This window comes from Streptomyces sp. SAI-170, from assembly GCF_049739565.1.
Taxonomy (GTDB): Bacteria; Actinomycetota; Actinomycetes; order Streptomycetales; family Streptomycetaceae; genus Streptomyces.
In genome coordinates this window covers 4,845,651-4,865,811 of the sequence record NZ_JBMGQD010000001.1, presented here as the reverse complement: position 1 = coordinate 4,865,811, position 20,161 = coordinate 4,845,651, and the positions used below count along the sequence as shown (strand labels likewise).

The window sequence follows — 20,161 nt, the reverse complement described above, 5'->3', positions numbered from 1 at the left end:
CGGTGAACGGCGCCGGGGCAGCCCGGGGCGGCTCGGCGGGACGCGGGGGTCCTGCCTCGTGCCCGGGGCTGCCCGGTGCTCAGCGGCCGTTCAGGACGGACCGGTAGACCTCGGTGGTCCGGGCGGCGGCCCGGTCCCAGGAGAACGCGGTCTCCACGCGTGCGCGTCCGGCCTTGCCGAGTCGTTCTCTGAGCCGCGCGTCGTCGAGCAGCTCGTTGACGGCCTCGGCGAGTTCCTTGGCGAACATGTCGAGGGCGACGGGTTCGCCCGTGCGGGAGTGGTCCAGCGGCACCAGCAGGCCGGTGCGGCGGTGCTGGACCACTTCAGGGATGCCTCCGGTGGCGGTGGCCACCACGGCCGTTCCGCAGGCCATCGCTTCGAGATTGACGATGCCCATGGGTTCGTAGAGCGAGGGGCAGACGAAGACGGAGGCGTGCGTGAGGAGCTGGCGCAGCGAGGTGCCGTCGAGCATCTCGTCGATCCGCACCACTCCGGGACGTGCCCGGCGCAGTGCCTCCACCAGATGGTCGACCTCGGCGGCGATCTCCGGGGTGTCCGGTTGTCCGCAGGCGAGGACCAGCTGGGCTTCGGGGTGGAGCAGGAACCCTGCCCGCAACAGGTGTTGCAGGCCCTTCTGACGGGTGACCCGGCCGACGAAGAGCACGATGGGCCGGCCGGGGTCGATACCGAACCGCTCCAGTGCCGCGGTCCGGTGGTCCGCCTGGTACCGCTGCGGGTCTATGCCGTTGTGGATGACGTGGATCCTGTCCGGCGCCACCTCGGGATAGACCCGCAGGATGTCGTCCCGCATCGCTCGGGAGACGGCGATGACCGCGTCGGCCCTGACGATGCTGGAGCCCTCCAGCCAGCTGGACACGGCGAACCCGCCGCCGAGCTGCTCGGCCTTCCACGGCCTGAGCGGTTCCAGGCTGTGCATGGTCATGATGTGCGGCACCTGGTGCAGCAGTCCGGCGATGTGCCCGGCGGCGTTGGCGTACCAGGTGTGGCTGTGCACGACATCCGCGCCCCGGCAGTCCTGCGCGACGAGCAGGTCGGTGCCGAGGGACTGGATGGCGGGGTTGCTGCCGCGGAAGGGCTGGGGCACGCCGTAACCCTGTGTCCCCGGCTCGTTGACCGGCGTCCCGAAGGAGCGGACCCGGACGTCGATGATGCGGCGCAGCGCGCGGGTGAGTTCCCCCGCGTGCACTCCGGCGCCTCCGTAGACCTCCGGCGGATACTCCCGGGTCAGTAGATCGACACGCATGCTGTACGGCTCCCCCCGGGGCACCGCCTCAGCAGCAGGCCGGGTCGAAGCTCGGGCTGGTGCTCGGGCCCGGGAAGAGGCCGGAGCTGCTGGTGCCGGTGGTGCTGCCCGTGTTGTCGGCGAGAGCCGAGGAAGAGGCGAGGCCGGCGACGCCGGAGAGGGTCGCGGCGCAGACGAGGGCGGCCAGCAGGGTTGTCAGGTGCTTGCTCATGGATGTCTCCCCCAACGGATGAGCGATCGGGTCCCCCCCGATCGACTTGACACCATGAGTCAAACAGACTTCACAAGCTTTGTCAAACATAGTCATGAGCTGTCAGACGCCAGTCAACTCACTCGCCCGCGCCCGACCCGCACCCGACCCGCGTCCGCGGCGCCGGCGTGAGCACGAAAAAACAGGGCAACCTGCCGGAAGGCAGAGGAGTCTCAGACTGACAGGCACCATTGAGCCAGAGTGGCGTCGATCCGACCGGTCTGAATCCAGACAAACATTCGCGCCCGATCCGACCCGAGGGAGTGGACTACGCAGGCAGCCCCGTGCATATGACAGAACGGAGGAAGTGATTCAGCCATGCGAGCAGGAGGCCCAAACCTTCACATATGGACCACACCTCAGGAAGTCGATGACATGGATACTTGGTGAGAGTCACCGGCAGGGTAAAACTTAGTCAATGAAGGTAAAAGCCGAGTGTCACAAATTGACTGCACCGGTCGACGTCAAGGCCGCAACCCGGTCCTGAGGCAGGAGTGAGATGGACCAGAACAACCCCATCGCGGTCGGCAAACGGCTGCGCGACCTACGCAAGCGCAAGGGACTGCACCAGCGCGACCTCGCATCACAGGACGTATCGGGCAGCTACATCTCTCTGATCGAGTCCGGCAAGCGCTACCCGTCCGACGCTGTCTTCGCGAGCCTGGCCGAACGGCTGGGCTGCACCGTGGAGTACCTGCGCGACGGGCGGCACGAGTCACGCGCGAAGGAGCTCCAACTGAAGGTCGCCTTCGGCGACATGGCGCTGCGCAACGGCGACAACGGCGAAGCGCTGCAGGCGTACAGCGAGGCACTCGGCCAGGCCGACCAGCTCGACGCCACCACGATCCGCCGGGCCCGCCGCGGCCAGGCCCACGCCCTGGAGAAGCTGGGGCAGCTGGAAGCGTCCATCCCCCTGCTGCACGAGCTGTACGAGGACCCTGAGACCGTCCCGGGCTCTCAGGAGTGGACCCAGCTGGCGGTGGCCCTGTGCCGCTGCTACCGGGCGGTGGGCGACCTCACGCTCGCCGTGGAGCTGGGCGAGGCGGCGCTGTCCCGGCTGAGCACCCTCGGGCTGGACGTCACCGACGACCATGTGCAGCTCGGGGCCACGCTCATAGCCTGCTACCGCGACCGCGGGGACCTCACCCGCGCCCATCTGCTGGCCAACCGGCTGCTCGGCACCGCGGAGGAGGCGCAGTCCCGCAGCGGCAGAGGCGCCGTGTACTGGAACGCCGGTCTGGTCGCCGAGTCCCGCGGACAGACCGACGAGGCTCTGGCCCTGGTGGAAAGGGCCCTGGTGCTGATGGCGGAGGATGACAACGTTCGCCATCTCGCCATGCTCCGGCACGCGGCCGGGTGGCTGATGCTCGCCTCCGAGACGCCCGATCTTCCGCGTGCCAAGGAGCTGCTGACTCAGGCTCAGGAAGCGCTGGTGCAGGTGGGCAGCGCCGGCGAGCAGGCGGAGTGCGAGGTCAACCTCGCCTACGTCGAGATGCGCATGGGCGAGCTGGACTCGGGCATCGCCCGCGCCAAGCGGGCCCTGGGGCTCATCGGGGCGGAGGCGAGGGCCGAGGCCGTGCACGCCCGGCTGGCCGTCGCCGAGGGCATGCTGCTCAAGGGAGACGGCGACCAGGCCATGGCCGCGCTGCGGGCCGCGGAACGGCAGCTGGGGCATCTGCCCAGCAGCCGGACCACGGCCAAGTTCTGGAGCCACATCGGCGACCTGTGGACCCAGTGCGAGAGCCACACCGAGGCCACCAACGCCTTCCGCCAGGCCCTGGCGGAGGTGGGCCTGCGCCCCTGGCACGTCACCACCGGGGTACTGAGCGGCAACCCCGCCTGAGGGCACGCGCACCCGCGCGGCGCGGCGGGGCCGGCCCGTCACGGCCGTCCCCGCCGTCGCCGCTCAGTCCGAGCTCGTGCCGAGTACACGGTCGGTCGGCCGGCGCACCCGGTCCGCGGTGAGGCCTCGGCGTTCAGCCGCGGCACCGGGTTCGGTGACGGCAGCCCGTGGGCCGAACCGCGCCCCGTCGCCGAGGGTGGCGGCCGGCCCGTCCCCCGGCGCGGGCGAGGACTCGCGCATGGCACGGGCCGCCGCAGTCCGTGGCGCCCCGATCGGCCGAGCGCGGACCGCGCCGAGGCGGTGGGCGGCCGCCGCGTCGAGCGCCTGCGGCACCGGGCCGCGCAGGCCGGGCGCGAGGCCTGTGGTCTCAGTCCTCATGGTGGAGGTCCTTGTCCGGCTCCGCCGAGGAGGCGTCGGCCTCGGTGAGGCGGGGGCTCAGCCACAGGGTGGCCAGGGGCGGGAGGGTCAGCAGCGTGCTGTGGTCCTGGCCCTGCCAGGGCGCCGGGTCGGCGATGACCGGAGCGGTGGCCGAGCCGCTGCCGCCGTAGCGCGGGGCGTCGGTGTCGAGCACGATGTGCCAGCGGCCGGGGCGGGGCAGGCCGATGCGGTAGCCCTCGCGGACCACCGGGGAGAAGTTGCTGACGCAGACCAGCGGCTCGCCCGCGGCGGAGCGGCGTACGAACGCGATGACGTTGTCGGCGGCCGCGTCCGCCGCCAGCCAGGTGAAGCCTGCCGGATGCGAGTCGAGCTGCCACAGGGCGGGCTCGGCGCGGTACCCGTGGTTGAGGTCGCGGACCAGGTCGCGCACCCCGCGGTGGTCGGAGCCGGCCGGCCGGTCCTCGTCCAGCGCCCACCACTGCGGACCCTTGTCGTGGTCCCATTCGCCGCCCTGGGCGAACTCCTGGCCCATGAACAGCAGTTGCTTGCCCGGGTGGGCCCACATGAAGCCGTACAGGGCCCGCAGGGTGGCGCGCTGCTGCCACCAGTCCCCCGGCATCTTGGCGACCAGGGAGCCCTTGCCGTGCACGACCTCGTCGTGGGAGAGCGGCAGCAGGAAGTTCTCCGAGTAGGTGTACGTCATCGCGAACGTGAGCTCGTGGTGGTGCCAGGCCCGGTGCACCGGCTGCCGGGCCAGGTACAGCAGGGTGTCGTGCATCCAGCCCATGTTCCACTTCAGCCCGAAGCCGAGGCCGCCGCGGCCGTGCGGCGCGACATCGGTGGGCCGGGTCACGCCGTCCCAGGCGGTGGATTCCTCGGCGATGGTCACCACGCCCGGGCAGCGGCGGTAGACGGTGGCATTCAGCTCCTGAAGGAACCGCACCGCCGCCCAGTTCTCGGTGCCGCCGTCCTCGTTGGGCGTCCAGGCGCCGTGGCCGCGCGAGTAGTCGAGGTAGAGCATGGAGGCGACGGCGTCCACCCGCAGGGCGTCGATGTGGAACTCCTCGCACCAGTACACGGCGTTGGCGACGAGGAAGTTGCGCACCTCCGGGCGGCCGTAGTCGAACTCCAGGGTTCCCCAGTCGGGATGCTCGGCGCGCAGCGGGTCGGCGGGCTCGTACAGCGCCTGCCCGTCGAAGGCGGCCAGGGCCCAGTCGTCCTTGGGGAAGTGCGCGGGCACCCAGTCCAGGATGACGCCGATGCCGGCCTGGTGGAGGGCGTCGACCAGGTACTTGAAGTCGTCCGGGGTGCCGAGGCGGGCGGTGGGCGCGTAGAAGCCGGTCACCTGGTAGCCCCAGGAGCCGCCGAAGGGGTGCTCCATCACGGGCAGGAACTCCACGTGGGTGAAGCCCAGGCCGGACACGTAGGCGGGGAGCTGCTCGGCGAGCCGGCGGTAGGTGAGGCCGGGCCGCCAGGAGGGCAGGTGCACCTCGTAGACGGACATCGGGGCCTCGTGCGCGGGGGTCGCGGCCCGGCGGGCGAGCCAGTCGGCGTCCTGCCAGGTGTGGGCGGAGTCGTGCACCACCGAGGCGGTGGCGGGCGGGCACTCGGCCGAGCGGGCCAGCGGGTCGGCCTTGTGCAGGACGCGGCCGTCGCGGGTGTGGATCTCGTACTTGTAGCGCGTACCGGCCCCCACGTCGGGCACGAACAGCTCCCACACGCCGCTGCTGCCGAGGGAGCGCATCGGGTGCCCGCCCGGGCACCAGCCGTTGAAGTCGCCGCTGAGCCGGACCCCGACGGCGTTCGGGGCCCACACCGCGAAGGCGGTGCCGGTCACCCCGTCCAGGGTGACCACCCGCGCGCCGAGGGCCCGCCACAGCTGCTCGTGGCGGCCCTCGGAGATCAGGTGGAGGTCGAGCTCGCCGAGGGTGGGGGCCATCCGGTAGGCGTCGTCCTGCTCGTACTCCAGGCCGCCCGCGTAGGTGATCGCGATGCGGTAGTCGGGGGCCTCGTCCCAGGGCAGCAGGCCGGTGAACAGTCCGTCCCGGTCGTGGACGAGCTCCACCTCCTCGTCGCCGAAGCGCAGGGCGACGCGTTCCGCCAGCGGGCGCAGGACCCGCACCGCGACGCCGTCCGCCACGCGGTGGGCGCCGAGCACGCCGTGCGGGTCGTGGTGACGGCCCGAGAGCAGCCGGTCGGTCTCCTCGGCGGCGGGCGGGGCGGGCTGCGGACGCCGGGGCAGGGTGCGGGCCGGGGGCGGCAGGCTCACGGTGATGGTTCCTCACATTTCGGTGGGCGGGAGCGGAGGGGTGGTGGTGCGGTCAGCGGTCAGCGGCCTGAGGTCAGGCGGGTGAGGGCGGCCAGGGGGACGGTCAGCCGGTCGGGGCGGTGCTCGGCCTCGTACCGGGCCTCGTAGACCGCCTTGTCCGCTTCCAGGGCGCGCAGCAGGACGGGGTGGACGCGGGGGTCGAGGCCGCCGGCGGAGGCGTAGCCGGCGATGAAGGCGCGGCGGTTGCGGACGGCCCAGGCGTAGCCGCGGCGGGCCCGGTGCAGCGGCCGGACCGGTCCGTCGGGCACGGCCGTGACACGGACCCGGTCCAGCGCCTCCTGGGCGGCGTAGTCGAAGGAGCGCAGCATGCCCGCGACGTCGCGCAGAGCGGGCTCGGGCAGCGTGCGTTCGGCGAGCGGCCGGGAGGGTTCCCCCTCGAAGTCGATGATCTTCCAGCCGTCCGGGGTGCGCAGCACCTGGCCGAGGTGCAGGTCGCCGTGGATGCGCTGGGAGGCGGGCGCCCCGCCGCGCTCGGCGACCGCCGCGTAGTCGTCGTACAGGCGCAGGACCCGGCCCGTGTACGGCTCCAGGCCGGGCACCTCCCGGACGGTCTCGCGCAGTCGGCGGCGCATCCGCGCGACCTGGTCCGTGACCCGCTGCCCGGTCGTGGGGTGGTGGCCGAACACCTCGGCCAGCGCCGTGTGCAGGGCGGCCACCTCGGCGCCGAGGGCGCGGGCGTCGTCGGTGAAGCCGCCGGTGGCGGGGACGGTGGGGCAGCTGCCGGTGACGCAGCGGGCGGCGTGGGCGGTGGCCAGGCTCCAGCCGTCGCCCTCGTTGGGCAGGTACTCGGTGAGTACGCCGAGGACCGTGGCGGGCAGCCCGGGACCCTCGGTGTGCAGCCAGCCGGCCAGCCGGGCGGTGCCGCGGTAGCCGTGGCCGGTCAGCGCGCGCAGGGTGTCGGTCTCGGGGTGGTCGCCCGCGGCGGGCTGCCGTACGAGCTTCAGCAGCAGCCGGTCCCCGTAGGCGACGCTGGTGTTGCTCTGCTCGGCGGACAGCGGCCGGGGCGTGCCGGCGGCGGTGAGGGGCACGGCCCCGGTCAGGGTCAGCCGGGGGCCGGGGGCCGTGCTGTCGTCCCCGGCCGGGAGCCGGTGCAGCAGCGCGGTCATCAGCGCGGGGTCCTCGGTCGCCTCGTACAGCCACCAGCCGGCCCAGCGGCCCCCCTCCGCGCGGCCTACGACGGCGGGTGCGAGGGCGGCCGGGACGGCGGGCCGCAGTCCGAGCACGAGCTGGTAGCGGTGGCGGGCGCCCGAGGAGTGGTGGGCGTCGAGCAGGGTGTGCAGCAGCGCGGCGGAGCCGTCCTCGTGCACGACGGTGGACCGGACGGGGGTGAGCCGGGTGAGGCAGCCCGCCGCATGGGCGTACCAGCGGCGGGTGGTCAGCCACGGCAGCAGCACGGGCAGCAGGGCGCCGAGCAGTTCGTCGCCGCGGGCGAGTGTGCGGGCGTCGAGACAGGTGGGGCAGGCCTCGGCCGCGGCGGGCGCGGTCATCGCCGCTCCCCGGCGGTGACGGTGAACAGGTGCGCCACCTGGTGCCGCGGGTCGAGGCGTACGTAGTTCGCGCCGCCCCAGGTGTACGACGCTCCGGTCAGCTCGTCCTGCACGGGCACCGGGTCGTCGGCGCCGAGGCCGAGGGCGGTCCGGTCGAGGAAGACGGTGGCCTCGTGGGCGTGGTGCGGGTCGAGGTTGACGACGACGAGCACGGTGTCCGTCCCGCGGCGCTTGGAGTAGGCGAGGATCTGGTCGTGGTCGGTGGCGTGGAAACGCAGGTTGCGCAGCTCTTGCAGGGCGGGGTGGGCGCGGCGCCACCGGTTGAGGAGGGTGATCAGGGGCGCGAGGGTGTCGCCCGACGCCTCGGCGCCCGCCCAGTCGCGGGGCCGCAGCTGGTACTTCTCCGAGGCGGCGTAGTCCTCCGAGCCCTCTCTGAGCGGGGTGTTCTCGAAGAGTTCGTAGCCGGAGTACACGCCCCAGGAGGGTGAGGCGGTGGCGGCGAGAACGGCCCGCACGGCGAACGCGGGACGGCCGCCGTGCTGGAGGTAGCCGGGCAGGATGTCGGGAGTGCTGGGGAACAGGTTGGGCCGCATGTGGGCGGCGGCCTCGCCGGTCAGCTCGCCGAGGTAGTCGGTCAGTTCCTGCTTGGTGTCGCGCCAGGTGAAGTAGGTGTACGACTGGTGGAAGCCGACCTTGGCGAGGGTGTGCATCATCGCGGGCCGGGTGAAGGCCTCGGCGAGGAACAGCACATCGGGGTCGGTGCGGGCGATGTCGCCGAGGACGCGTTCCCAGAACATGACCGGCTTGGTGTGCGGGTTGTCGACGCGGAAGACGCGTACTCCGTGGGACATCCAGTGCCGCAGGACGCGCAGCGTCTCGGCGACCAGGCCCTCGAAGTCGGTGTCGAAGTCGATCGGGTAGATGTCCTGGTACTTCTTCGGCGGGTTCTCGGCGTACGCGATCGTCCCGTCGGCCCGGTGGGCGAACCACTCCGGGTGCCGGGTCACCCAGGGGTGGTCCGGCGAGCATTGCAGGGCGAAGTCCAGCGCCACCTCCAGGCCCAGCCGGCGGGCGCGGGCCACGAACGCGTCGAAGTCGTCCAGGGTGCCGAGGTCGGGGTGGATCGCGTCGTGCCCGCCGTCGGCGGAGCCGACCGCCCAGGGCGAGCCGACGTCGTACGGGCCGGCGGTCAGGGTGTTGTCGGGGCCCTTGCGGTGGGAGGTGCCGATGGGATGGATGGGCGGCAGATAGAGCGATGTCGAAGCCCATCTCGGCTACGGCGTCCAGGCGGGCGGCCGCGGTGCGCAGGGTGCCGGAGACCGGTGGGCGCAGGCCTTCGGGGTCGAGGAGGGCGCCCTCGGAGCGGGGGAAGAACTCGTACCAGGAGCCGAACAGGGCGCGGGTGCGGTCCACTTGGAGGGGGTGCGGGCCGGAAGCGGTGACCAGCTCCCGCAGCGGATGCCGCTCGAGCACACCGGCGAGCGCCTCGGCTGGGGGCAGCTCACCGCGCCGCAGACCAACGACGGCGTCCCGTACGACCGCCCGGTCCTGCTCCCCCGGTATCCCTTCGGCTGCGCGCTCCAGGAGCCGGGCGCCCTCCTCGAAGAGCAGCGCCAGTTCGTCACGGGCCGTCGTGGTGTCCGGGTCGGCGTGCGTCCACACCTCGGCGGCGTGCCGCCAGGTCGCCAGCGGGTCGGCCCATGCCTCCACGGTGAAGCTCCAACGGCCGGGCGCGGGTGCGGCGACCTCCGCGCTCCAGCGGTCGGTGCCGGGATGCTCCTCGCGCATCGGCACGACCGGCCCCGGCCTGCCCTGCGCATCCCTCAGCACCACCCGCGCCCCCACGGCCCCGTGTCCCTCCCGGAACACCGTGGCCCTCACCATGAACCCCTCCCCCACCACCGCCTTCGCCGGCCGCCGGCCCTCCTCCACCCGCGGACTCACCTCCACCACCGGAATCCGCCCCACAGCCGGCCCCGGCCCCTCCGTCCCGTCGTCCACAAGCAGCGAGGGCATCCCGTCGGTCTGGGCGGTCATGGTCCGGGTCTCCTTCGGGGGGCGGGGCAGGGGTGCGGTGGGCAGGGCTTGGCTTGGGGGTGCGGGTAGGTCGTGGGTTGGTCGGGCCATGCGAGGTCTTCGGGCCGACGGGACGGGTGGCGGGTCGCGACACGGGCTGGGCGGAGAGGGTTGGCCTGTCGTAGGGAGCTGGGCTGTCGGAAAGAGGGCGGGCTGTCGGAAAGAGGGCGGGGGAACGGCGGTCGGCGTGGCCAGTCGGCGGCCAGGGCCTGTCTTCCGGATCAGGTCGGCTGAAAGGGACTGCGCTTCTCGGCCGAGCCGAGCGGGGCCTGCAAGGCAGAGGAGGGCGGCGACGCGATGGGGGACCCCCGCGCGAGCTTCGGTCGGCCACGAGCTCGGTCGTCCGAGGGGATGCGCGGCCATCCGCTGCCGAGTCGGTCGGCCGGCGGCAGAGCCCTGGCCGACGGCCGCCATGCCCTCTCAGGCACCGGCCGACCCGGTCGTGCGGCGGCCGGGGCAGTCCCGCATCCGCGTCCGGTCTCCGCCGACCGCAGGGCTGCCGTACGGCAACCAGACGCCTCGGACGGCGACCGGAACGGCCGTCCACGCGCGGGGACTTCATCCCGCGAGCAGGCCGGTCGGTCGGAGGCCACTCGTTCAGGCGACGGCAGTGAACTGCGGACGGCCGCCGGCCCGGTCGGCCGACAGTGGTCCTTCACCCACCGCCCGGACATGTCGTACGGCGGCCGGCCCGATCAGCAGCCGGCGGCATGACCTCTCGGACCCGGGGGCTTCTTGAGCCCCGACCAGGCCGATCAGCCGCCACCGGACGCCCGGCCCCCGGCTCCCGGCCCCCAGCTCCCGGCCCCCGGCTCCCGGCTCCCGGCCGATCAGCCGACCGTGGACCACCGCCCCCACCCTGACCACTCGAACCCAAACCGACCACTCGAACCCCACCCCCGCCGATCAGCCGGCGGCAGCCTCACGCCGCCGTCAGCCCCGGCCGGGTCGTGCGGTGGGCGAGGCGGTCGATGATGGTGCGGGCGAAGACGTGGCAGTGGTCGCCGGTGCGGGCGGTGACGAGGTCGCCGTCGTCGACGACGTCCTGGTCGACGTAGACGCCGCCCATGTTCTTCAGGTCGCCCAGAAGGTTGTTGTGGACGACCGCGCGGCGGCCCTCGACGACCTGGGGGATCGGCGCGGCGAGCCACATGCCGTGGCAGATGATGCCCTTGACGATGGCCGGGTCGGCGAACGCGCGGCGCAGGAAGGCGGTGGCGGGGGGCAGCTTGTCGACGTCCTCGGTGTAGCGCAGCCGGTCGGCGACCATGCCGGAGGGCACGATGACCGCGGAGAACTCCTTGAGCGCGTACTCGTCCATGTCCTCGAAGGACTCGCTGACGGTGAACGGCATACGGTGCTCATGCCCCCGGAAGACGATCCGCTCGTTGCCCCACAGCCTGGTCAGGAAGTGGACGCGGGCGCCCTCCTCGGCGAACCGCCGCTGGTAGTACAGGATTTCCGGTTCGTAGAAGTCGCTCTCCATGAGGACCGCTACCTTCTGTCCGTGCAGGCGCACTTCAGTCCCCTCCTTTCCTTCTCGGGTTTCCTTCTCAGGAATCCCGGCCTATGACCAGGTCGATGAGGAACGGTCCGGGGTGGGCCAGGGCCTCGGTGATCGCCGGGGCGACCTGGTCGTACTTCTCCACCCGGACCGCGGGCACGCCCAGCGCGGCGGACAGGGCGCTGAAGTCGATCGCGGGGCGGCTCAGGTCGAACAGGTCGGGGAAGTCGTGCTGTTCGACGCCGACCGTCCGCCAGTACTCGGTGATGTTGTTGTCGAGCAGCTTGTAGCGGCCGTTGTTGCAGATGACGAACTTGGCGGCGATGTCGTACCGCGCGGCGGTCCACAGCGCCTGCGGGGTGTACATGCTGCCGCCGTCGCCGGTGAAGCCGACCACCGTACGGTCGGGATGGGCGAGCTTGGCCCCGATCGCGCCGGGGATGCCGACCCCGAGCGAACCGCCCCTGGTCTGGAACCAGTTGCCGGGCGTGGTCGGCGGAAGGTGGCGGAAGATGCCCGGGGAGGCGGTGAGCGCCTCGTCGAAGAGAATGGCGTCGGGGGGGAGTTGACGGGCCAGTTCACGGGCGAACGCCGATGCCGAGAGCGGCAGTTGCTCCTCCCCCGACTCCGGTGCGTCCGCCCTCGCCCGCTCGGCCGCCTTCTCCTCCGCGAAGCGCGCCGTACGGGCCGACGCCGAGGCCCGCTGCTCCCCGGTCATGTGCCGTTGCAGGGCGGCGGCCAGCAGGCCCAGCGTCTGCTTGGGGTCGGCGACGAAACCGACGTCGACGGGGAAGTTCTTGGCGATCGCCGCGCTGTCCAGGTCGACATGGACGATCCGCGCGTCGGGCGCGAACACCCCGTCCAGGGCCGGGTAGACCTCGGGAAGGGCGTACGTGCCGCACAGCAGGACGGCGTCGGCCGCCGAGGTGACCTTGCTGCTGGAGCTGCCGAACATGTGGCCCAACTGCCCCTTGTAGCAGGGGTGGTCGGCCGACAGGTTCACCTCGGCCCAGTCGGCGCCCCACACCTCGGCGCCCCACACCTCGGCGAGCCGGGCCAGTTCGTCCTGCGCGCCGGAGAAGTGGACCCCGTCGCCGGCGATCACCAGCGGCCGCCGCGCGTCGGCGATCAGCCGGGCCGCCTCCTGGACGGCCTCCATGGTGGGGCTGGTGACGGTGTCCAGGTAGGAGGTGGGGACGGCCGGCTCATCGGTGTCGGCGTCCATCACATCGGCGGGCAGCACCACGAGCACCGGGCCGTACGGCGGGGTCGCCGCGGTCTTCAGGGCACGGCGCAGGGTGCGCAGCGTGGAGCGCGGGTCGACGACACGGGTGGCCCACTTGGTGACCGGGCGGGCCATGCCCACCAGGTCGGCGGCCATCTGCGCCTCCATGGCGTCGTAGGCGAGACCCGCCTCGCCCACGACGGCGACGAGCGGGGCGTGGCCGCGCATCGCCTGGTAGAGCATGCCGATGCCGTTGCCGAGGCCGACACCGGAGTGCAGCTGGATCAGGGCGGGCTTGCGGGTGGCCCGTGCGTAGCCGTCGGCGATGCCCACGACCGCGGCCTCCTGCAGGCCCAGCACGTACTCCAGGTCGGGGAACCCCCGCAGCTCGTCCAGGAACCCCTGCTCCACCGTCCCTGGGTTGCCGAACATGTGGCGGATGCCGTCGGCCTGGAACTGTTCGAGAATCGCCACGCGGGCGGGCCTGCTGGCGGCCATGGGTGTGCGCCTCTTTCCGGGTGAGGGGGTGGGGGACAGGGGCGGCGACGCCGAGCGCGCCGCCCGTGACGTCGGCGGTGGCTCAGGCCTTGAAGCCCCACTGCCGCAGCCCCTGCTCCAGCACCTCCACGACCTTCTGGCCGGTGAGGTAGGAGTCGGGGGTGGAACGGCCGGTGATGAAGGGGTAGTCGACGATCACCGACGTCTCCTTGCCGAAGTTCCCGTGGTAGGCGCCGCCGGGGGCGGTGGCGTCCCGCAGGATGTACTCCAGCGGGTACGGGGGCGGGCCGATCACGAAGTCGGTGCCCATGAAGCCGGTGCCGTCCTTGTAGTCGTACTCGATGCAGTGCCCGGTGACGTGCTTGCCGGCGATGATGCTGGCCCGGTCGTCCTGCTCGCGGGCGAAGGCCAGGCAGGCCACGCCGTAGCACTCGGCGGCGATCGGCAGGTCGAGGTTGTGGAAGGCGAGGATGAGGTCGTGGACGCGCCAGTTGTTGGCGAGGTCCACGATGGGTCCGCTGCCGCCGACGATGAGCAGCGCGTCGTAGCGGTCGGCGACCTGCGCCTGGACGTGCTCGCGGCGGGTGTTGTAGTCCTCCCAGGCGCGCAGGAAGTCGGTGCGCGAGCGGTAGGGGCGGTCCGGCAGCCAGGAGGACAGGTTCAGGGGATTGTCCAGCCGGGAGGAGTTGTCCAGCGCCCTGACCTTGTTGGCCACCTCGGTGGTGGTGACGGAGCGGCCGAGCGGCGGGTCGATGTACTCGGGGTCCATGCTCGGCGGCAGGGCGACCGGCCGCTTGCCGGTCGGTGTCGCGAACGTGATCTCGTAGCCGGCCTCGTCGAACGTCTCCAGCGGGCCGAGCAGTTCCTCGCCCCAGTAGCCGTATTCGGACAGGACGATGAGGACGCGTTTCTTCGCCATCGGAGGTGATCTCCTTCGTTTCGGGAGGTGTTGACCCCTTCGGTGTCTAACAGCCGCCCGGTGCTGAACCCGAGGGTCAGCGCCCCTGGGGCCTGGCAGAACGTCACCTCCACGCCAGGGTTGTGCCACATGGAGGTCTTTCAGGGGCGCGGGGAACGGCGCGAGCAACCACGACGAACAGACAGCCGGCGACAACGAGCACACACAACGGCGATGGCCGGTAGTACACACACCGACCTGACCGAATACCGCCCCGCACACCAGCCCACCCCCACCGCCCAGGCACCGCCAGGTACACGTGACGCCAGGACCGACCGCGAATTGGGGGGCCGAGGCCGATGGACGTACTGCCACTGCTGCTACTGGTGGCGGGAAGCGCGGCGATCGCGGGCGTCGCCCGCCGGACCCCGGTGCCGCCGCCGCTGCTGCTCGTCGCCTGCGGTCTCGCCGTCGCCTGCGTACCGGGCGCACCGGAGTACGCCTTCGAGCCCGAGATCATGCTGCTGCTGGTGCTGCCGCCGCTGATCCACTCCAGCGCGGTCGACAGCTCGTACCTGGACCTGCGGTCGCAACTGCGGCCGATCATGCTGCTGTCGATCGGCTATCTGCTCTTCGCGACGCTGGCCGTGGGCTATGTGATGTACCTGCTGGTGCCCGATCTGCCGCTGACCTCGGCGCTGGTGCTCGGGGCGATCATCGCGCCGCCCGACGCGGTCGCCACCACCGCGATCGCCCGCCGGATCGGGCTGCCGTCCCGGATCACCACGATCCTGCAGGGCGAGTCGCTGGTGAACGACGCGACGGCGATCACCACGTTCAAGGTGACGCTCGCGGCGGCGGCCGGCGAGAGCGCCACCTGGCTTCAGGGCGTGGAGGAGTTCGCGGTGTCCACGGTCGGCGGGATCGCCGTGGGCCTGCTGCTGATGGGGCCGCTGCACTGGCTGCGCACCCATCTGCGCGAGCCCCTTCTGCAGAACACGCTGTCGCTGCTGATCCCGTTCGTGGCGTACGCCGCCGCCGAACGCATCCACGCCTCGGGCGTGCTCGCCGTGGTGGTGGTCGCGCTGTACCTGGCCCACCGCAACTGGCAGGTCGGCTTCGAGACCCGGCTCCAGGAGGAGGCGGTGTGGCGGATGGTCGGCTTCATCCTGGAGTCGGTGGTGTTCGCGCTGATCGGGCTGCAACTTCCGGTGATCCTCGGCGGACTCGGCGAGTACGAGGGCGTCCGGGCGGCCTGGTACGCGGTGGCGCTGTTCGTGGTGGTGGTCGCGGTGCGGTTCGTGTGGGTGTACCCCGCGACCTTCCTGCCGCGCGCGGTGTTCGCGCGGATCAGACGGCGTGAGGCGAACCCGACCTGGCGGGGGCCGTTCGTCGTCGCCTGGGCGGGCATGCGCGGGGTGGTGTCGATGGCCATCGCCTTCTCGATCCCGCTCACCATCGAGGGCGGCGAGCCCTTCCCCGGGCGGAATCTGGTGCTGTTCCTGTCGTTCACCACGGTGATCGGCACCCTGGTGGTGCAGGGGCTGACACTGCCGCCGCTGGTGAAGATGCTGAAGATCCCCGGGCGGGACACCCATGCGGAGGCGCTGGTCGAGGCGGAGGCGCAGGCCCAGGCCTCGAAGGCGGCCGAGGAACGGCTGGACGAACTGCTCGCCCACGACCACAACATCCTGCCCCAGACCGCCGCGGGCCAGCTGGTGGCGGTCCTGGAGCGGCGCCGCAACGCGGTGTGGGAGCGGCTCGGCACGGTCAACGAGACGACCGGGGAGTCCGTGGACGAGACCTACCGGCGGCTGTCCCGGGAGATGATCCAGGCCGAGCGCCGGGTGTTCGTCCGGCTGCGCGACGAGCGCCGCATCGACGACGAGATGCTGCGCACCCTGCTGCGCCGGCTCGACCTGGAGGAGGCGGCGACCTACCGGCGGGACACCGAGCACTAGGTACGTCCGCGTTGTCAGGGCCGCAGTGACTGCCCGAGCTGGGTGAGGAGGTCCTCCCAGCGCTCGACGAAGCGGGGGTCGTCCGGGTCGAGGCCGGTGGTCATGCGGGTGATCTGCGGCAGCATGCGGGGGTAGTTGGCGAGGGCGAAGCCGACCAGGCGCAGCAGCTCGGGGTCCAGGTCGGGGCGTACGGCGCCCTCGGCCTGGCGGCGGCGGATCTCCTCCACCTGGGTCCGCAGCACCGCGGCCCGCTCCTTCTCGTGCGGGACGGGCCGGTGGGCGAAGGACAGCGCCTCCCGGGTGAGGTAGACGAGCCACGCGGTGTCGTGCCTGGCCTGGTCGAAGTGGTAGGCGAGGAACGCGCCGGGCGCCTGCGGGGCCTGCTCGGCGCGGCGGGCCCGCTGGCGCGCGACCTGTTCGAGGACGTGGTGGAAGAGCCGGTCGCCGACCCGGCCGCCGGTCATCAGATACATCGAGTACGCGAACCCGGTGGCATGGCCCGGCAGATGCTCCAGCAGGGCGTTGCCGCCGCCGTCGGGGGTGCGCCGCGGCAGGCGGGTGACCAGCAGCGCGGCGCCGACGAAGGCGACCGCGGTCAGCGGCAGCACGGTGGCGAAGGCCGTCGCGTGCCGGGCCGGTGAGGTGTCGTCGCCGAGGACGGCGAAGAAGAGCAGGCTCAGCACGGCCACCCCGAGAGCGTTGCCGAGCTGGAGGGTGGTGGCGACCACGCCTGCGCCGGCCCCGGCGTCGCGGGGCGGCAGGGAGCCGATGACCGTACCGATCAACGGGGTCATGCCCAGGCCCTGGCCGACGCCGACGAGGAGCAGCGGCAGGGCCAGCTCCCCGCCGGACAGGTCCGCGCCGGCGGCCAGGGCGGTGGCGGCGGTGGCGAGCAGGCCCGTGGCGGCGAGGAGATAGCCGGTGGTCAGGGTGTGGCGGCCGAGGAACCGGACCATGCGCGGGGCCAGTTGCGAGCCGGCGAAGAAGCCGATGGCGGCCGGGGCGTGGACGAGGGCAGCGTGCAGCGCGGAGAAGCCGAGGCCGATCTGCAGATGGACGGAGAGCAGCAGCAGGAAGCCGAAGTAGGCGAAGCTGAACAGGGCCGCCACGGGCACCCCGCGGGCGAAGGCCCGGTCGCGGAACAGGGCGGTGCGCAGCAGGGGCGTGCCGCCGCGGGCGTCGACGGCCCGTTCGTGCGCGAGGAACCAGGCCGCCGTCGGCGCCACGGCGAGCAGCGCGCCGAACGTCCAGGCGGGCCAGCCGGCCTCCCGGCCCAGCAGCAGCGGCACGATGAGCAGGGCGAGGGTGAGCGCGGACAGCGCGGCGCCGCCCCAGTCGAGGTGCGGGTGCGGTTCCCCCGGCCGGTCGGCGGGCAGCAGCTTGCGGCCCGCCGCGAGGGTGGCGAGCCCCAGCGGCACGTTCAGCAGGAACACCGGCCGCCAGCCGAGGCCCAGGGGGTCCCAGGCGAGCAGCATGCCTCCGACGAGCTGCCCGGCGATGACGGCGACGCCGATCACACAGCCGAAGGTGCTCAGGGCGCGGGCGCGCCGCTCGCCGTCGAGGGTGAGCTGGAGGATCGCGAGGACCTGCGGGTACAGCAGCGCGGCCCCGACGCCCTGCACCGCGCGGGCGGCGACGAGGACCTCGATGGTGGGGGCGAGCCCGCACAGGGCGGAGGCGGCGGTGAACACGCCGAGGCCGGTGAGGAACACGCTCTTGCGGCCGTGGAGGTCGCCGAGGCGGCCGCCGGTGACCAGCAGGGCCGCGTAGAGCAGCGTGTACGCGGAGACGACGAGGGCGACCGCGCCGAAGGTGGTGTGCAGATCGGCCTGGATGGCCGGCATGCCGACATTGACGATCGCCACGTCCAGGACGGCCATGAACGCCCCGGCCAGGACGACGGCGAGGCGGGCCCTCTCGCGTGGCGGGCCGGCGGTGGAGGCACTCATGGGCGTCACCTTTTCCAGGGCGTTCGTGGCGCGTTCCCGGCACGTCGGAGATGTTCGCGGACAGGAACATACGGACGGACGACCGCCTTCCGGGGTGGCCACGGGGGTGCTGTGCGCACTGTGGGACGCGGGCGGCGAGAGTGCGTCACATCCCTTGTGAACTGCGGCGGTTGATCGATTCCGCTTCGCGTCTGACTGGGTTTTACCGGCGAGTTGACGCAGTACTCGCGGTGAGTGCGGGGAGTGCGGCTGCCAACGCCCGGACGGGAGCGATGCCCACAGGGGCGGCGGTCGAATGAGGCCGTCAGCTGTGCAGTCCGTCCGGCGCGAACAGGAGTGAGAACGATGCCCAGTACTTCCCAGCAGACCGCGGTCGGTGTCGAGGAGATCCAGCGGTACGTGGCCGACTGGTACGTGGCACTCGACCGGCACGTCCCGTTCGAGAAGGTCACCGAGTACCTCGCGGAGGACGAGATCCGCTTCGTCTTCCCCGAGACGACGGTCACCGACCTCAAGGGCCTCTCCGGCTGGTACGACACCGTCACCGGCCGGTTCTTCGACGAGGCGCACCGGGTGGAGGTCGCCGACGTGGAGATCGACGGCGACAACGCCCGCGTGCATGTGGTCGTCAACTGGCAGACCAGTGTGTGGAACCCGCCGCAGCCCGACAGTCAGCGCCTCGAGTTCGAGGCCGACCAGTCCTGGGAGCTCGACCTGAGCACGGGGCGGCCGCTGCTGAAGACGTACGTCGTCAACTCCTTCGTGCCGTTGGGCGACACCCCCGAGCTGTTCTGACCGGCCGAGGCCGGCAACTGGACCGACTCCCCAAGGAGAATCTGTGACAAGCACCATTTCGTCCTCGGAGACGGCTGCCGCCGTTCCCGACGCCTCACGGCGGCCCTGGGCGGCACTCGTCATCCTGGCCGCCGCCCTGGCCCTGGACTCCGGAAGCGTCGCGGTCATCAACTCGGCCCTGCCCGAGATCGGTCGTGACCTGTCCATGAGCGAAGCCACGCTGCAGTGGACGATGACCGCGTACGCCGTCGCGTTCGCCGGCTTCCTGCTGCTCGGCGGGCGGGCCGCCGACGTGCTCGGCCGCCGGCTGTGCTTCGCCGCGGGCGTCGGCCTGTTCGCGGTCTCCGCGGTGGTGGCGGCGCTCGCCCCCAGCACCGGCGTCCTCATCGCCGCCCGGGCCGGCCAGGGCCTCGGCGCGGCACTGTCCGGGCCGGCCTCGCTCGCCCTCGTGACCCAGATCTTCCCCGAGGGGCCGCAGCGCAACAAGGCACTCGCCATCTACACCGCGGTGGGCGCCTCCAGCTTCAGCAGCGGCCTGATCCTCGGCGGTCTGCTGACCGACGCGTTCGGCTGGCGCTCGGTGTTCGTCGTCAGCACCGCCATCGGTCTTGCCGTGCTGCTTGCGGTGCGCGCGGTGCTGCCGGCCGGCACCCGCGGGTCGCAGCGCCTGGACTTCGTCGGCGCGGTCGCGGTGACTCTGGGCCTCACCCTGGCCGTGTACGGCGTCAGCCGCGCCTCGTCCGTCGGCTGGTCGGCGTGGGACGTCGTCACCTCGCTGGTCGCCGCGGTCGTCCTGCTGGTCGGGTTCGTGGCGTGGGAGCGGCGTACGGCCGAGCCGCTGCTGCCGCTGTCGATCTTCCGCTCCTCGCCGGTGCGGGCCGCGACGCTGTGCGCGATCGCCTTCTTCACCCCGCTGCTCGGCATGCTCTTCTACGCCCCGCTGTACATGCAGGGCATCCTCGGCTACTCGCCGCTGCAGTCCGGCGCGGCGATCGTGCCGATGGGCGTCATCATCATCTTCGCGGCCAACGCGGCCGGCAAGAACATGGCCCGCATCGGCCAGCGTCCGCTGATGGCGGCCGGCCTGCTGCTCATCGCGGTCGGCGTGGGGGTGCTGTGGGCGCGCACCCCGGTGGACGGCAACTACTGGATCGACATCCTCCCCGCCGTCGCCGTGATGAGCGTGGGCCAGGGTCTCGCGTTCGCCTCGATGACGGCGGCCTCGATGACCGGCGTCCCGCAGGAGCAGCACGGCATCGCCAGCGGCTTCAATGTCACCGCCCAGCAGATCGGCGGCTCCATCGGCGTCGCCGCGCTGGTCACGGTCGCCAACGCCGTCACCTCCGGCACCTCCCCCGACGACATCCTCTCCGGCTACCACACCGCCTTCCTCACGGGCGGCGCCGTGGCAGCGGTCGGCGCGGTCATCATCGCCCTCCCGGCCCTCCTCGGCCGCCGCGAAACCTCCTGAGCATCCCCATCACCCCCTACACAGGGCCGCCCGGCCACCCTCCCGGGCGGCCCTTCTTCTTGCCCAGCGGCAGGGGGAGGTGGGGGTGCGAGGGGGCGGGGGCCGGGCGGCGTACACCCTGCGGCTCCACCGCTTGGCCGACTCGTCACGGGCAGTGCGGCCCGAGGGCCGAGGGGCCAACGCCCTGGGGCTCCACCTCTTGGGGGCAACGCCCTGACGCTCCGCCACTTGGT

Annotated in this window: 13 protein-coding genes and 1 pseudogene; 4 read left to right on the top strand and 10 right to left on the bottom strand. The window is 72.3% G+C overall.

The features are described from left to right. Positions 1–79 precede the first annotated feature (79 nt). Complete coding sequence (gene glgA / locus RKD23_RS21785) at positions 80–1,264, bottom strand: glycogen synthase (protein ID WP_424855176.1); 1,185 nt, start codon at positions 1,262–1,264, stop codon at positions 80–82. 28 nt (positions 1,265–1,292) lie between these two features. Then, positions 1,293–1,475 (bottom strand): hypothetical protein, encoded by a 183-nt coding sequence (locus RKD23_RS21780; RefSeq protein WP_424855175.1) that lies wholly within the window; start codon positions 1,473–1,475, stop codon positions 1,293–1,295. Between the two features lie 538 nt (positions 1,476–2,013). Between RKD23_RS21780 and RKD23_RS21775 the strand changes: the two genes are divergently transcribed. Then, complete coding sequence (locus RKD23_RS21775; protein ID WP_424855174.1) at positions 2,014–3,357, top strand: helix-turn-helix domain-containing protein; 1,344 nt, start codon at positions 2,014–2,016, stop codon at positions 3,355–3,357. 63 nt (positions 3,358–3,420) lie between these two features. Here the strand turns inward: RKD23_RS21775 and RKD23_RS21770 are convergent, their stop codons facing one another. The 7 genes and pseudogenes from RKD23_RS21770 to RKD23_RS21740 all read right to left on the bottom strand — a co-directional run bounded on the left by RKD23_RS21770 (position 3,421) and on the right by RKD23_RS21740 (position 13,773). Next, entirely contained in the window at positions 3,421–3,735 is a 315-nt protein-coding gene (locus RKD23_RS21770) for a hypothetical protein (protein WP_424855173.1), read from the bottom strand. Beyond that, positions 3,725–6,004, bottom strand: coding sequence for a 1,4-alpha-glucan branching protein GlgB (glgB, locus tag RKD23_RS21765; protein WP_424855172.1), 2,280 nt, complete (start codon positions 6,002–6,004; stop codon positions 3,725–3,727). Before glgB ends, RKD23_RS21770 begins: the two co-directional genes overlap by 11 nt. A gap of 59 nt (positions 6,005–6,063) precedes the next feature. Then, a complete protein-coding gene (locus tag RKD23_RS21760) occupies positions 6,064–7,551 on the bottom strand; it encodes a maltokinase N-terminal cap-like domain-containing protein (protein ID WP_424855171.1) in 1,488 nt (495 codons plus the stop codon). Further along, positions 7,548–9,567: pseudogene (locus RKD23_RS21755) on the bottom strand (alpha-1,4-glucan--maltose-1-phosphate maltosyltransferase). The gene RKD23_RS21760 and the pseudogene RKD23_RS21755 overlap by 4 nt, the downstream one beginning before the upstream one ends. 982 nt (positions 9,568–10,549) lie before the next feature. Next, positions 10,550–11,146 carry a DJ-1/PfpI family protein gene (locus RKD23_RS21750; RefSeq protein ID WP_404041957.1) on the bottom strand — a complete coding sequence of 199 codons (597 nt, stop codon included), beginning with the start codon at positions 11,144–11,146 and terminating at the stop codon, positions 10,550–10,552. A 34-nt stretch (positions 11,147–11,180) separates the two neighbouring features. Then, positions 11,181–12,854 carry a thiamine pyrophosphate-binding protein gene (locus tag RKD23_RS21745; protein WP_424855170.1) on the bottom strand — a complete coding sequence of 558 codons (1,674 nt, stop codon included), beginning with the start codon at positions 12,852–12,854 and terminating at the stop codon, positions 11,181–11,183. A gap of 82 nt (positions 12,855–12,936) precedes the next feature. Continuing rightward, positions 12,937–13,773 (bottom strand): type 1 glutamine amidotransferase domain-containing protein, encoded by an 837-nt coding sequence (locus tag RKD23_RS21740; protein WP_404041955.1) that lies wholly within the window; start codon positions 13,771–13,773, stop codon positions 12,937–12,939. Between the two features lie 338 nt (positions 13,774–14,111). Between RKD23_RS21740 and RKD23_RS21735 the strand changes: the two genes are divergently transcribed. Further along, positions 14,112–15,713, top strand: a complete 1,602-nt coding sequence (locus RKD23_RS21735) for a Na+/H+ antiporter (protein ID WP_424855169.1) — start codon at positions 14,112–14,114, stop codon at positions 15,711–15,713. A 14-nt stretch (positions 15,714–15,727) separates the two neighbouring features. Here RKD23_RS21735 and RKD23_RS21730 read toward each other — a convergent pair whose 3' ends face one another. Then, positions 15,728–17,662, bottom strand: a complete 1,935-nt coding sequence (locus tag RKD23_RS21730) for an MFS transporter (protein ID WP_424855168.1) — start codon at positions 17,660–17,662, stop codon at positions 15,728–15,730. Positions 17,663–18,007: 345 nt separating this feature from the next. Here RKD23_RS21730 and RKD23_RS21725 point away from each other — a divergent pair, with 345 nt between their 5' ends. Together RKD23_RS21725 and RKD23_RS21720 are read left to right on the top strand one after the other, a co-directional pair. Continuing rightward, the gene (locus tag RKD23_RS21725; RefSeq protein ID WP_404041952.1) at positions 18,008–18,457 is read left to right on the top strand and encodes a nuclear transport factor 2 family protein; all 450 of its coding nucleotides are present in this window, start codon (positions 18,008–18,010) and stop codon (positions 18,455–18,457) included. Between the two features lie 43 nt (positions 18,458–18,500). Beyond that, positions 18,501–19,928 (top strand): MFS transporter, encoded by a 1,428-nt coding sequence (locus RKD23_RS21720; RefSeq protein WP_424855167.1) that lies wholly within the window; start codon positions 18,501–18,503, stop codon positions 19,926–19,928. The last annotated feature ends 233 nt before the right edge of the window (positions 19,929–20,161 follow it).

Excerpts from the sequence above, each read along its gene's own strand:
- RKD23_RS21730 (WP_424855168.1), bottom strand. The coding sequence starts at position 17,662 with ATGAGTGCCTCCACCGCCGGCCCGCCACGCGAGAGGGCCCGCCTCGCC.
- RKD23_RS21735 (WP_424855169.1), top strand. The coding sequence starts at position 14,112 with ATGGACGTACTGCCACTGCTGCTACTGGTGGCGGGAAGCGCGGCGATC.
- RKD23_RS21770 (WP_424855173.1), bottom strand. The coding sequence starts at position 3,735 with ATGAGGACTGAGACCACAGGCCTCGCGCCCGGCCTGCGCGGCCCGGTG.
- glgA (WP_424855176.1), bottom strand. The coding sequence starts at position 1,264 with ATGCGTGTCGATCTACTGACCCGGGAGTATCCGCCGGAGGTCTACGGA.
- RKD23_RS21740 (WP_404041955.1), bottom strand. The coding sequence starts at position 13,773 with ATGGCGAAGAAACGCGTCCTCATCGTCCTGTCCGAATACGGCTACTGG.
- RKD23_RS21780 (WP_424855175.1), bottom strand. The coding sequence starts at position 1,475 with ATGAGCAAGCACCTGACAACCCTGCTGGCCGCCCTCGTCTGCGCCGCG.
- RKD23_RS21760 (WP_424855171.1), bottom strand. The coding sequence starts at position 7,551 with ATGACCGCGCCCGCCGCGGCCGAGGCCTGCCCCACCTGTCTCGACGCC.
- RKD23_RS21745 (WP_424855170.1), bottom strand. The coding sequence starts at position 12,854 with ATGGCCGCCAGCAGGCCCGCCCGCGTGGCGATTCTCGAACAGTTCCAG.
- RKD23_RS21725 (WP_404041952.1), top strand. The coding sequence starts at position 18,008 with ATGCCCAGTACTTCCCAGCAGACCGCGGTCGGTGTCGAGGAGATCCAG.
- RKD23_RS21775 (WP_424855174.1), top strand. The coding sequence starts at position 2,014 with ATGGACCAGAACAACCCCATCGCGGTCGGCAAACGGCTGCGCGACCTA.